11 protein-coding genes and 1 other annotated feature are annotated in these 13,557 nt (G+C 42.3%); of the genes, 6 read left to right on the forward strand and 5 right to left on the reverse strand.

Annotated features, from left to right (window positions below):
- Positions 1 to 95: 95 nt before the first annotated feature.
- The 3 genes from clpB to rluD all read right to left on the reverse strand — a co-directional run bounded on the left by clpB (position 96) and on the right by rluD (position 4,541).
- Positions 96 to 2,669: an ATP-dependent chaperone ClpB gene (gene clpB / locus GFB47_RS08945; protein WP_153447671.1), complete on the reverse strand. Its 2,574-nt coding sequence runs from the start codon at positions 2,667 to 2,669 to the stop codon at positions 96 to 98.
- Between the two features lie 138 nt (positions 2,670 to 2,807).
- Positions 2,808 to 3,560: a peptidoglycan editing factor PgeF gene (gene pgeF / locus GFB47_RS08950; protein ID WP_153447672.1), complete on the reverse strand. Its 753-nt coding sequence runs from the start codon at positions 3,558 to 3,560 to the stop codon at positions 2,808 to 2,810.
- A 3-nt stretch (positions 3,561 to 3,563) separates the two neighbouring features.
- Positions 3,564 to 4,541, reverse strand: a complete 978-nt coding sequence (rluD, locus tag GFB47_RS08955) for a 23S rRNA pseudouridine(1911/1915/1917) synthase RluD (protein ID WP_153447673.1) — start codon at positions 4,539 to 4,541, stop codon at positions 3,564 to 3,566.
- 149 nt (positions 4,542 to 4,690) lie between these two features.
- On the opposite strand from rluD, the gene bamD reads away from it, so the two are divergent.
- The 4 genes from bamD (at position 4,691) to yjjX (ending at position 7,958) form a co-directional block, all read left to right on the forward strand.
- Positions 4,691 to 5,419 (forward strand): outer membrane protein assembly factor BamD, encoded by a 729-nt coding sequence (bamD, locus tag GFB47_RS08960; RefSeq protein ID WP_153447674.1) that lies wholly within the window; start codon positions 4,691 to 4,693, stop codon positions 5,417 to 5,419.
- 222 nt (positions 5,420 to 5,641) lie between these two features.
- Positions 5,642 to 5,986: a ribosome hibernation-promoting factor, HPF/YfiA family gene (hpf, locus tag GFB47_RS08965; RefSeq protein ID WP_153447675.1), complete on the forward strand. Its 345-nt coding sequence runs from the start codon at positions 5,642 to 5,644 to the stop codon at positions 5,984 to 5,986.
- A gap of 123 nt (positions 5,987 to 6,109) precedes the next feature.
- Positions 6,110 to 6,231: a sequence feature (Phe leader region), on the forward strand.
- A 10-nt stretch (positions 6,232 to 6,241) separates the two neighbouring features.
- Positions 6,242 to 7,423: a prephenate dehydratase gene (gene pheA, locus GFB47_RS08970; protein WP_153447676.1), complete on the forward strand. Its 1,182-nt coding sequence runs from the start codon at positions 6,242 to 6,244 to the stop codon at positions 7,421 to 7,423.
- A gap of 1 nt (position 7,424) precedes the next feature.
- Positions 7,425 to 7,958: an inosine/xanthosine triphosphatase gene (gene yjjX / locus GFB47_RS08975; RefSeq protein ID WP_153447677.1), complete on the forward strand. Its 534-nt coding sequence runs from the start codon at positions 7,425 to 7,427 to the stop codon at positions 7,956 to 7,958.
- A gap of 18 nt (positions 7,959 to 7,976) precedes the next feature.
- Here the strand turns inward: yjjX and trpR are convergent, their stop codons facing one another.
- Together trpR and GFB47_RS08985 are read right to left on the reverse strand one after the other, a co-directional pair.
- Positions 7,977 to 8,285: a trp operon repressor gene (trpR, locus tag GFB47_RS08980; RefSeq protein WP_153448199.1), complete on the reverse strand. Its 309-nt coding sequence runs from the start codon at positions 8,283 to 8,285 to the stop codon at positions 7,977 to 7,979.
- Positions 8,286 to 8,323: 38 nt separating this feature from the next.
- Complete coding sequence (locus tag GFB47_RS08985) at positions 8,324 to 10,318, reverse strand: transglycosylase SLT domain-containing protein (protein ID WP_153447678.1); 1,995 nt, start codon at positions 10,316 to 10,318, stop codon at positions 8,324 to 8,326.
- A gap of 196 nt (positions 10,319 to 10,514) precedes the next feature.
- Between GFB47_RS08985 and ettA the strand changes: the two genes are divergently transcribed.
- On the forward strand, positions 10,515 to 12,182 hold the full coding sequence (gene ettA / locus GFB47_RS08990; RefSeq protein ID WP_153447679.1) for an energy-dependent translational throttle protein EttA: 1,668 nt from the start codon (positions 10,515 to 10,517) through the stop codon (positions 12,180 to 12,182).
- A gap of 231 nt (positions 12,183 to 12,413) precedes the next feature.
- On the forward strand, positions 12,414 to 13,508 hold the full coding sequence (locus GFB47_RS08995; protein ID WP_225874261.1) for a M23 family metallopeptidase: 1,095 nt from the start codon (positions 12,414 to 12,416) through the stop codon (positions 13,506 to 13,508).
- Positions 13,509 to 13,557: the final 49 nt, after the last annotated feature.

Genomic DNA, 13,557 nt, shown 5'->3' on the forward strand with positions numbered 1-13,557 from the left:
ATAAGAAAGTAAATTAAACAACCCTCTCCTCCTATTTCTGTCGATAAGAGGAGGAAGGTTATTTTCAATTTAAGGGTGCTGAAGAGTGTTCTCTTTCATTGCTGCGCGACAATTTCTTCATCTATGGCGTTGAGGTTCACGTCTCGACCAGTGATTAGCTCCCCCGACAAAATAGCTTTCGCTAATGGATTTTCAACCATTTGTTGAATTGCACGTTTCAACGGCCTTGCCCCATAGACAGGGTCAAACCCTACTTGAGCGATCAGCGCCAAAGCATCATCGCTGACTTTTAAGTGATATTCCTTCTCGGCCATACGTTGACTTAAACGCTGTAGCTGAATAGAAGCAATCGACTTAATCTGCTCCCGACCTAATGGATGGAATACCACACTTTCATCAACCCGATTTAAAAACTCCGGACGGAAATGTTGCATGACTACTTCCATCACTTCCGCTTTCATCGAATCATAATCCGAACTCGCGGCTTTTTCCTGGATCCGGTCTGACCCTAAGTTAGACGTCATGATCACTACGGTGTTTTTAAAATCAACCGTTCGTCCTTGCCCGTCAGTTAAGCGGCCATCATCTAATACCTGCAATAGTATATTGAACACATCTGGGTGCGCCTTTTCGACTTCATCTAATAAAATCACTGAATAAGGTTTACGGCGTACAGCTTCTGTTAAATACCCCCCCTCTTCATAACCGACATAACCCGGAGGCGCGCCGACTAAACGTGACACTGAATGTTTTTCCATAAACTCAGACATATCGATCCGCACCATGGCATCTTCGGTATCAAACATGAAATGAGCTAATGTTTTACATAATTCCGTTTTACCCACTCCGGTTGGGCCTAAAAATAAGAACGACCCAATCGGCTTATTCGGATCAGATAATCCAGCCCGACTACGGCGAATCGCATTTGAAACCACTTCGACCGCTTCTTTTTGACCAATAACTCGTTGATGTAATACGGTTTCCATCGAAAGCAATTTGGCTTTTTCCGCTTCTAGCATTTTCGATACTGGAATACCGGTTTGTTTCGACAGTACTTCAGCAATTTCTGCATCGGTGACACGATTTTTAAGCAATGTCATTTCAATGGTTTCTGCTTGCGAGGCGACTTCCAATTGTTTTTCAAGTTCAGGGATCTTGCCATATTGTAATTCTGACATACGCTGTAAATCACCAGCACGGCGTGCCACATCCATATCTAAGCGAGCTTGTTCCAATTCCGTTTTAATATGTTGAGTACCGGACAGTGCCGCTTTTTCAGTTTTCCACACTTCTTCTAACTCAGAATACTCGCGTTCCTTTTCTTCTAATTCTTGATTTAAGATTTCTAAGCGCTTAGCACTAGCGTTATCATCTTCATTCAATAATGCTTGTTGCTCGATTTTTAATTGAATAATGCGACGATCTAATCGATCCATTGATTCTGGTTTTGAGTCAATTTGAATACGAATACTTGACGCTGCCTCATCGATTAAATCAATCGCTTTGTCTGGCAGTTGACGATCCGACACATATCGATGCGATAACGTCGCGGCTGCAACAATTGCAGGATCGGTAATTTCAACATGATGATGCAGTTCATAACGCTCTTTTAAACCACGCAAAATCGCAATCGTATCTTCAACACTTGGTTCATCCACCAGCACTTTTTGGAATCGGCGCTCTAACGCGGGATCTTTTTCAACATATTGACGATATTCGTCCAACGTCGTGGCACCAACACAGTGTAATTCGCCACGAGCCAAAGCAGGTTTGAGCATGTTACCGGCATCCATAGACCCTTCGCCTTTACCCGCTCCGACCATAGTATGCAATTCATCAATAAATAAAATGATATTCCCATCTTCTTGCGCCAGTTCATTCAAGACGGCCTTTAAGCGCTCTTCAAATTCACCGCGATACTTCGCACCTGCAATTAATGCTCCCATATCAAGTGATAACACTCGGCGACCACGCAAACCTTCAGGTACTTCGTTGTTGACAATTCTCAACGCCAACCCTTCAACAATCGCGGTTTTACCTACGCCGGGTTGACCAATTAATACTGGGTTATTTTTAGTCCGGCGTTGCAATACTTGAATGGTGCGACGAATTTCATCATCACGGCCAATCACAGGATCAAGTTTGCCTTGCTCTGCGCGTTCAGTGAGATCGATAGTGTATTTTTCTAGTGCTTGACGTTTTTCTTCCGCATTAGGGTCATCCACATTTTGACCACCACGGATCTCATCAATCGCTTTATTGACTTTATCTTTGGTTAAAGAGAACTCTTTGAACAACTGACCTAATGCCCCTTTATCCTCAATCGCAGCTAATAAAAACAATTCGGCTGAGATATAAGTATCTTTACGCTTTTGCGCATACTGATCGCAAAGGTTGAGCAAGTTGGTGGTACTTTTCGATAACTGTACATCCCCGGCAATACCGGTCACTTTTGGCAACTTATCTAATGCTTGAGATAATTTAGAACGTAATTGAGTCGCATTGACCCCCAGCATGGTGAAAAGTGGTCGAATTGCACTGCTGTCTTGATCCAATAATGCCTGCATCAGATGTACAGGTTCAATAAATTGATTATCACGGCCTAACGCTAAAGATTGTGCGTCAGAAACGGCAAGTTGAAATTTACTGGTGAATTTATCGAAACGCATAATATGACTCCTAGTTTCTCAGGTGAGAGACGTTTATCTATGTTTAATAGATGGATGCATATTGAACAGTTTTCAAGAGAGGAATTTAGAATTTATTACTAGTACCGGAAGGGATATGAAAGAAAGAAGAAAATAGAATTATTCAATCCAAATAAAAGAAGCTTGTCTGCCCGTCACGCCATCGCGGCGATAAGAATAGAAAGTATCGTGCTCGGAAACAGTACAGCGATTACTGTAATACACTTGTGTGACGCCAATTCGGTTAAGACGTTGTGTGGCAAGTTTATTCATATCAGCCAGATATTTTTTAGCTGAAGTTTCTGACGCTACTTTTGATGAGAGCAAGTTAAATCCATCTTTAGCATCTGGATCAACCGCCACAAATATATCCACTACATCTTGTCCAACTTCAAATACACTGGCGCCAATAGCAGGGCCAAGCCAAGCCATTACCGTTTCAGGGTGTTCGAACTTTTTGACTGCCTGCTCAATAATACCATCGGCTAAACCGCGCCAACCTGCATGCACGGCGGCCACTTGGGTACCTTCAATATTAGTGAGCAACACTGGCAAACAATCTGCCGTCATCGCGCTACATACAACCCCTTTCTGCTGAGTAGTACAAGCATCTGCATCCAATACTGTTGCGGTTGGTTGATTCACTTCAACGACATGGGTTGAATGCGTTTGATTTAACCACACAGGCGGATTGGGCATCTGCATCGCTTGAGTGAGTAGCTTGCGATTTTGCCTAACCCGTTTTGCATCATCCCCAACATGCGCACCAAGATTTAATCCTTGGTACACACCTTTTGACACCCCATCAATACGGGTAGAGCTTATTGCTTTAACCTGTTTTGGTGCTGGCCAGTTGGGAATAATTACATCCATGACTTATATTGGCTCGTCTTCAACGTTGTCTTTGGCATCTTGACGCAGCGCTTCTGCCATAATGAGAATGTCATCTGGCACTGGGGCGTGAAACTTCATTTCTTCACCACTGACTGGGTGAACAAATTTAAGCATCACCGCATGCAATGCTTGGCGATCAAAGCTGCGGATCATTTGCGTAAGTTCAGCCGAAGCACCACGAGGGATCCGTGCGCGACCACCATAAGCAATATCACCTAATAATGGATGCTGAATGTAAGACATGTGCACACGGATCTGGTGAGTACGACCCGTTTCAAGGCGTAAACGAATACGCGTATGTTCACGGAAGTGCTCTGCCACACGGTAGTGAGTCACCGCATCTTTACCGGTTTCAGTTACCGCCATCAACGTTCGTTTATTCGCATGACGACCAATTGGCTTTTCAATCCGGCCACCGGCAGTCATGGTGCCAATAATAATCGCTTCATATTCACGAGTAATATTGCGTTTTTGCAGTGCTCGAACCAAACGAGTTTGGGCTGGGACCGTTTTAGCCACCACCATCAAACCTGTGGTGTCTTTATCCAAACGGTGAACAATACCAGCGCGAGGTACTTTGGCAATATCGGGGTAATGATGCAATAGTGCATTTAATACCGTGCCATCTGGGGTACCCGCTCCTGGGTGAACCACAAAATCGCGCGGTTTATTGATCACCAAAATATCGTCATCTTCATAAACGATATCAAGTGGAAGGTCTTGCGCGATCCAACGCTCTTCATCTTCAAGTTCAGCTTGGAGAATGATCTCTTCGCCTCCCATCATACGAATTCGAGGTTTGGTCACGACTTCTCCATCAACTTGAACATTGCCCGCAAGCAACCATTCTTTCAATCGAGAACGTGAAAAATCTGTGAACAATTCGGCCATCGCTTGGTCTAAACGTTGTCCTAATTGCGAGTCTTTTACTGTATCTGTGCGTATTATCTGCTGGGTCATATCGAACTTTTTAAAAAACCATGAGACTATTATCCAACATTATGGATAAAATAGAGTTATTCGTCATTGTATCTGTTAAGTTGTCAGAAGTAACGGACGCGACAAAATTTAATTAAAGAATATCCAAATCAAGGGAATTACTCTTCACAATGAAACGCCAATATATTATAGGTCTAATGACCGTCATTTTGCTTGCAGGATGCGCAGATAAAAAAGATGCAGTGCCCGATATCCCGCCATCTGATCTCTATTCTCAAGCGCATATGGAATTGCAAACCGGTGACTGGGCTAGTTCCATCAAGAAGTTAGAAGCACTCGATTCACGCTATCCTTTTGGTCCCTATTCCGATCAAGTGCAACTTGATCTCATCTATGCCTACTATAAAAATGGCGATTATGCATTAACCTCTGCCACCATTGCGCGCTTTACTCGTTTAAACCCGGCACATGCTCGTACTGACTGGGTGTTATATATGAGTGGCCTAACTAATATGGCGCAAGATTCTAATTTTATGCATACTCTATTTGGTATTGACCGCTCCGATCGTGATCCTGAACCAGTAAAAGCTGCGTTTGTTGATTTTAAACGTTTACTTGAACGCTACCCGAATAGTGATTATGCCGCCGATGCTCGTATTCGTTTATTAGCACTAAAAAATCGTTTAGCTGAATATGATTTAGCGTCTGCCGATTTCTACCTGCGTCGAGAAGCTTACATTGCAGCCATCAACCGCTGTCAAGAAATCCAAAAAACCTACCCAGATACTAAAGCGGCACATGATTCATTAAAAATACAACTCAAAGCTTACAAAGCGATTAACCTTGAGGATGGTGTCAACAAGACCCAGGAACTCATCACATTAAATAAAGAAAAATAATATTAGCTTAGCTTGTGTTTAAAAACAGTCGTCGATGAAAAAAAGCAGTTGAATTCAAATTCAGCTGCTTTTTTGTGCTAATTACCTCATTAATTTTGTTCAGGATCACATTTCATTCTTTGCTTAGCAATCTCACCCCAAAAAGCGATCTTTATCACAATATTATTTCTTCCAAAGGGTATCCTGAAGTTAACGAGTTAGGTCACACGAGGAAAAATATTTATGCAAATGAACGTTATTGGAAAAAATATCGAAGTTACTTCTTCTATTCGTGATCACATTGAGGCTAAATTTAAAAAGCTTGAAAAATGGCAAATCGAGCTGCTTAGTTGCCATGCAACCATCAGCACTGAACCTGCTAATCAAACCAAAATAGAAGCTAAAATAACCGTACCGAAAGGACAATTGGTTGCCTCAGCCAGTGATGAAGATCTGTATAAAGCAATCAATGAAGTAGAACAAAAACTTGGTCGCCAGCTGAATAAACTCAGCCACAAGCCAGAAGCAAAACGTAACCAAGTCCTCCGAGGGGAAGAAGAATTAGAACAAGAGGAAGCTGAAGCATAAGCCTCACTAGAATCACATTCTTATCGTTTAGCGCCTACCTTGGCGCTATTTTTTTGCTTGACGCTTTTATAGCCTGTGCCTTATGGTGTAATCACTCTTTATTCATAACGTTACTAATCTTATGAACCCATATATGCTGTTCTTTTTTGGCTTCTTTTTTCGCGGTTAACCTGCGAGGCTAATGTCGTTTTAAAAACAAACCAAAAACGAGCAGAAAGCCTCCCACCACTGGGGGGCTTTTTTATAGGAAAAATCATGACACAAGCTAAATACTCTCTCGACCACATTCGTCTTAGACTCAATCAACTAGACGATCAATTACTTAATATTTTATCCGAACGTCGCGCATTAAGTATTGAAGTGGCAAAAAGCAAAGTTGAAACGGCCAAGCCTGTTCGTGATGCCGCTCGCGAACAAGAACTATTGGTTAAGCTCATCAATAACGGTAAAGAAAAGTATCAACTCGATGCCAATTACATCACCAAGTTATTCCATACCATTATTGAAGACTCGGTACTATTACAACAATCCTATTTACAGAACTTAGTCAATCCCCAAGACAGTCGTCAGCCTTTAGTTCGCGTCGCTTTTCTTGGTTCAAAAGGATCCTACTCTCACCTTGCTAGCCGTGAATACTTTAGCCGTAAAAATAATGAGTTAATTGAACTAAACTGTCATCACTTTAAAGATATCGCCACCACCGTTGAAACCGGTCATGCCGATTTTGGTGTACTGCCAATTGAAAATACCAGTTCTGGCTCAATTAACGAAGTGTATGATTTACTGCAAAATACCACCCTTTATATTGTTGGTGAGATGACTCTGCCGATTGAGCACTGCCTGTTAGCACAACAAGATATTCGCATCGAAGACATTAAGACCTTATATTCTCATCCACAACCACACCAGCAATGCAGTGAGTTCTTGAGCCACCTTGATGGTGTGACATTAGAATCTTGCGCCAGCACAGCCGATGCGATGAAAAAAGTCAAAGCGCTTAACCGCAATGATGTGGCAGCAATTGGTAACTCAAGCAGCGGTAAACTGTACGGCTTACAAAAAATCCAAGGCAACATTGCCAACCAAACCGAGAACCATACTCGCTTTATTGTGGTGGCGCGTAAGTCGGTTGAAGTCTCACCGCAAATCCCAGCCAAAACAACCATTATCATGTCGACCTCCCATCAAGCCGGTTCACTGGTTGAAACCTTACTGGTATTGCAACGCTACGGGATCAATATGACGAAGTTGGAATCGCGCCCAATCATGGGGAATCCATGGGAAGAAATGTTCTATGTTGATCTGGAAGCCCATTTAGATTCTCAGCCAATGCAACAAGCTCTGGCGGAGCTAACCAAAATCACTCGTCATTTAAAAGTACTTGGCTGCTATCCGATTGAAAATGTAAAACCAACATCTATCGATTTAGAGGTTTAATATGATCCAATCGCGCGTTGTTAAAGTAGTGATTGCGTCACTCAACCCCGCAAAAATAAAAGCGGTTGAAAGTGCCTTTCATGATAGCTTTCCACAACATACCTTTCATTTTGAAGGGGTATCAGTGTCAAGCGAAGTCCCCGATCAACCGATGAGTGATCAAGCCACCAAACAAGGCGCACTCAATCGAGTTAAAAACGCTAAGCAAGCGATCGTCGATGCTGATTTTTATGTTGGGCTTGAAGCCGGAATTGAAGATAACTTTACTTTTGCATGGATGGTGATTGAAGATAATTTAGTTAAACGCGGCGAATCTCGCTCAGCTTGTTTAATGTTACCACCGGAAGTATTAGTGAAGGTAAGCCAAGGCAAAGAATTAGGCGATGTGATGGATGAGGTATTTGCTACCGAAAACATCAAACAAAAAGGAGGCGCAATTGGCCTCCTTACTCACCATCAATTAACGCGCAGTTCGGTGTATCATCAAGCGTTAATTCTAGCTCTGATCCCGTTCGTCAATCCTAGCCATTTTTAACCCTTTAGTGAAGCCCCATTACGCTTTAACATCGGCAGCAGCTTGCAATAATTGTTGTAACTGCTGTTTTTGTTCGGGGCTACTGTGTTTCAACTCAGTCGAACCTCGCGTTATAGTCGCAATCCCCACCTTAAGCATTTGACTAATTTGCCGTTGCGAACGCTCACCTTTCATTAGCTCGTGTAAGATATTCATTCGAGCCAGCAGCGCCTCACGCTCATCAAAGGTCAATAAAGCGGACAACAAAAAATCCAATTGATCATTCTTAGTTGCCAATTGTAATGCTGTTAATACATCTTGCCAGTGTTCAAATTCAGCTTTATTCATTTCATCATTGACCAGTGGATCATTTGATAACCCCATGATTAGTATTTTCCTTTTAGTTCACTTGGGGTTAAGAAAGCCCCATCTTGAGCAAGCAGATTACGATAGTAAGTTTCAAACATTAAAATATTTTGCACATAACCGCGCGTTTCTTTAAAAGGAATCGCTTCAATAAAGGAATAGGCATCTACTTTTCCACCAGTACGTTGACGCCATTGTTTAACTCTATTTGGGCCAGCATTATAAGCAGCAAAAGCGAAAATTCTATTGTTATCATAATCTTTCAACAGATCACTTAAGTAATAACTGCCAATCTCAATATTTTTATCAACGTTATATAAATCGTCTGCATTATTATATTTAAGATCATGAATATCAACCACATGCTGAGCCGTAGTTGGCATTATTTGCATTAAACCGCGAGCACCAACCGGGGAACGAGCATTCACATCCAAAGCACTTTCTTGGCGAGACAACGACATGAGAGTGATCAATGGGACATTATTTTGTTTCGCGAAATGCTCAAACCACCAACGATGAGTGATGGGAAAACGTAAACTGGTGTAGCTCCACATTTTAGCTTCAATGGTGGCAACAATAGTAAAGTTATGCCAATGCTTATGTGAGGCATACTCAACCAGTGCCATCTTCTGACTTTGAGTGCTGTGCCATAACAACCAACGCCATTCACGTTTAGCCGCATCAATTTTATCAACTGCAATCATTTCTTCAATTCGAGCCAGTGCCACCTTCTTACTTGAGATATCCACTTGCTTACCGGTTAATATCTGACTTTGATAACGGATTGGCTCACCCAAAAGATTCGCTGCCGCCACACTGTAAAAATCGCGCTGGCCTAAAATTTTCGTTAATCGTTGTTTCGCTTGTTTGTCTTTACCTTGTGCAAATTCAACTCGGCCAAGCCAATATTGCCAACGGGTGGTGCTCTGCATTTTTTGTGGCAGCAATCCCACCCAATAACTCACACCTTGCCAATCATTATGCTGCACAGCTAATCTGGCTCGACGCTCTATCATTGCCACTGAACCGCCTTGCTTAATTTGCGCATCACGCCAAGCGGCTAATTTATCCGAATCAGTGTTCACTAACCATGATGTGGCGTAGTTAGCTAAATAGGTTTGGGTGCTTTGTGGCAATTTTTGCGCTTTCATCACCGCATCAAAATTTTCTACTGCTGACTTAGTATCTTGCCTAATCCATTGTTTAAACGCGATATCCGTTAACGATTGATTAAACTTAGTGACCGGGTTTGATTGACTAAAGCTCAGCACATCTTGTGGCTTTTTAAACAGAGCTTGCAGATTTTTAGATTGCTCTTTAGCGGCGTCGCTAACCAACATTTTATCCAGATAGCTAAACAGCCCAGAGCGACGCGCTTTTGACATCAGCACCATACGATCAATGATCATATCATCGGTGCGATGACCGGCTTTAGCCCAATGATCAAATAAATCATCACAAGCAGAAGATACACTCCCCGCGGTTAACCATAAGCTTTGTGCACCTTTATACGCTTGAGTTTTGTAGTTAGTTTCCCACTTAGCGGTGTAATAGTAACAACGAAAACGTTGATCATTGGGGGGCTCTTTTTGATATTCACTTAAAGTTTTCCAACGCTTATTTTTCGCCAATCCGGTTAAATATGCCGCCTTGATGCTGCTTGAGAATGGGAAGTCTTTATGAAGCAAGGTAAAATTGTCCACTTCTTGAGGCGCTCGCTCACCAATATCAATCAAAAAAGCACGATAATCGACATAAGGAGTCAAAGCGTAATCAGAAATTTGTGGGCGAAGATCAATATATTGAGCGATCTTTTTAAGATCGAGTAAATCTTGCGCTTGCTGGTACAGCTCTCGTTGCTTTTCTAAATGAGTCAATGCCTTAGTCGGTTTTGCAATCACTGTTTTTTTTGTCAAACTATTGGCAATAACAGGCTTTGCGAGAAAGTACGTACCTAAAAGAACGCAACCAGTTAGGACAATAATACGAGCTATGTTTTTCTTTGAATGCGGCATGAATACAAACATTTCCTTATTTAAGGTATTTGCGAGAGAGTAAATCCAGATTATCGAGTTAAAATGCTAAGGCTTTCATTTACTCGATGGTATGACATTCATCATATCTTTGTTTCTTATCCCTAGTGTGAATCTTATGTGAGAAAGAGTAAACTAAGCTTTTCAATTTATTCTCCAGAATAGGATCGATACAGCAATGGCTGAATACGTTTATACCATGTCTCGCGTGAGCAAAATTGTGCCACCGAAACGTCAAATACTAAAAGACATCTCACTAAGCTTTTTTCCAGGTGCCAAAATTGGTGTTCTTGGTCTAAATGGTTCAGGTAAATCGACTTTATTGCGCATTATGGCCGGTATCGATCAAGATATTGATGGCGAAGCGCGCGCGCAAGTAGACCTTAAAGTGGGTTACTTACCACAAGAGCCCGTTCTAGATGAATCAAAAACCGTACGTGAAATTGTTGAAGAAGCGGTGGGCGATGTAGCCGACGCGCTCAAGCGAATTGATGCGGTTTATGCCGCCTACGCTGAACCTGATGCCGATTTCGACGCATTGGCGAAAGAACAAGGTGAATTAGAAGCCTTAATCCAAGCTAAAGATGGTCATAATCTAGAGAACTCGTTGGAGCGCGCTGCCGATGCATTGCGCCTACCGGAGTGGGATGCCAAGATTGAATTCTTATCTGGTGGTGAGCGTCGCCGCGTGGCAATTTGTCGTCTGCTGCTTGAAAAGCCGGACATGCTATTACTCGATGAACCCACCAACCACTTGGATGCAGAATCCGTTGCATGGCTTGAGCACTTCCTCGTTGATTACAGCGGCACTGTGGTTGCGATCACCCATGACCGTTACTTCCTCGACAACGCTGCTGGTTGGATCTTAGAGCTTGACCGTGGTGAAGGTATTCCATGGGAAGGCAACTACACCTCATGGCTAGAGCAAAAAGATGCTCGTCTGGCGCAAGAATCATCAACTGAAAATGCCCGTAAGAAAACCATCGCAAAAGAATTAGAATGGGTTCGTCAAAATCCAAAAGGTCGCCAAGCGAAATCAAAAGCGCGTATGGCTCGATTTGAAGAATTGAACACCAGTGATCACCAAAAACGTAACGAAACCAATGAGCTGTTTATTCCGCCAGGTGAGCGTTTAGGGGACAAAGTTCTTGATGTTAAGAACCTGACCAAATCGTTTGGTGATCGGGTACTAATTGATGATCTTTCTTTTAGCATGCCTAAAGGGGCGATCGTCGGTATCGTCGGGGCAAACGGCGCGGGTAAATCAACCCTATTTAAGATCCTCAGCGGCGCAGAACAAGCCGATTCTGGTAGTGTTGAATTAGGTGCAACCGTAAAATTAGCGTCAGTTGATCAGTTCCGCGACAGCATGAATGATAACAACAGCGTATTCCAAGAGATCTCAGAAGGTGCTGACATCATCAAGATCAACAACTTTGAAATTCCAGCGCGTGCTTATTGCTCTCGCTTTAACTTCAAAGGTAACGATCAGCAAAAACGCATCGGTGATCTATCTGGTGGTGAGCGTAACCGTGTTCACTTAGCTAAACTGCTAAAAGCAGGCGGTAACGTATTGCTGCTCGATGAACCGACCAATGACTTGGATGTTGAAACTCTTCGAGCACTAGAAGAAGCATTACTGGAATTCCCAGGTTGCGCTATGGTTATCTCGCATGACCGTTGGTTCCTTGACCGCATTGCAACTCATATCTTAGATTACCGCGATGAAGGTCAAGTGAACTTCTTTGAAGGTAACTACACCGAATACAGCGATTGGTTAAAGCAAACTATTGGCGCAGCGGCAGCAGAACCACACCGCATCAAGTACAAGCGTATGACCAAGTAATAACCGTATAAATCGCAGCTAATGTTCAACCATAGTTGCGAATACATCAAAGCCACTTTCATTAATTGAAAGTGGCTTTTTTCATGTCTCAATCGAAATAATGCGAACAGCGCTGTAAAATTTCAAACAGTTAACCTAACAAACTTTAGCTGTTAAGTGAATTCAGGTAGACCTAACTAAACCCAGACAATTTCTTATCCATGTGAATAAATTTCTATGCAGCTTGGCTTAATGGAACTTACTCTTCCACTTAATAATAAAAACCGTACTATCGCCATCAATCCTATACTAGGAATGAGTGCCATATTACTGATTTTCGGTTGTGTTTTCTTTAGTCTAAGTAGCTTGATAGGCTCTTTTTTCACAAGCCTCCCCCCTAAAACGGCAGGGATCACAATTAATTATCTACACCAAAAATCTCAACAATATAAAGATCTCTATAACGATCAATTGTTAATTAATCAAAATCTACAAAGCGATCTCGCCTTATTAGATGAAGAATCACCTCAACTCGATGACGAAGAAGGCGTTGAGATTGTTGTCACCAATACCAACCAAGCGATCAGTTCATTATTGCTATCTTTCAGTCAGTCGAATCCCGACGACACCATTCCTGATCTCAGCCCAGCAGTAAAAGCAACTTTATTTAGAATGATACCCAATGATTCGCCCATGAGTTATACCCGTGTCTCATCCCCTTATGGCACCAGAGTCCACCCCATTACTGGTAAATCCAAACGCCATTTAGGTATAGATCTAACCTGCCCGTCAGGTGGTAGCATTTACTCAACTGCCGATGGTGTGGTAGAACTCACCCGTCCAAGTAATCAAGGTTATGGCAATTTAATTAAAATTCGCCATGGTTTTGGATTTATATCGATGTATGCCCACTTACATCGTTTTTTAGTTAAGACCGGTCAGTTTGTAGAAAAAGGGGATCCTATTGCCTTATGCGGTAGCACCGGCCTTTCAACTGGCCCTCACCTGCATTATGAAATCCGCTTTTTAGGGCAAACCCTCGATCCTAAAGATTTTATGCAATGGCAACCGGAAAATTTTGACCGCCTATTTAAGCAGCAAAAAATTGTTCATTGGGCCGCGTTGGTTAAAAACATCAATGGCTTAGTGCAACTGCAAAGTTTGCTCGAAAGAACCACTAAACACCGAACAATTAATAAAAAATCGGTGGAAAAATCCACATCAAAAACCAAACCGCCAACATTGCATCGTCAAAAGGAATTACAAGACTTTGGAATTGATGAATCAGGTTGGGAGAACGTAACCAGCAACAAACATAATACGGATAATTTGACCGCGGTGAGGTGATTGGTATTATCTAATATTGCCAATAAATTTAACATTCATACAAGGTTAT

Origin of the sequence: Vibrio algicola (genome assembly GCF_009601765.2) — a bacterium.
Lineage (GTDB): Bacteria > Pseudomonadota > Gammaproteobacteria > Enterobacterales > Vibrionaceae > Vibrio > Vibrio algicola.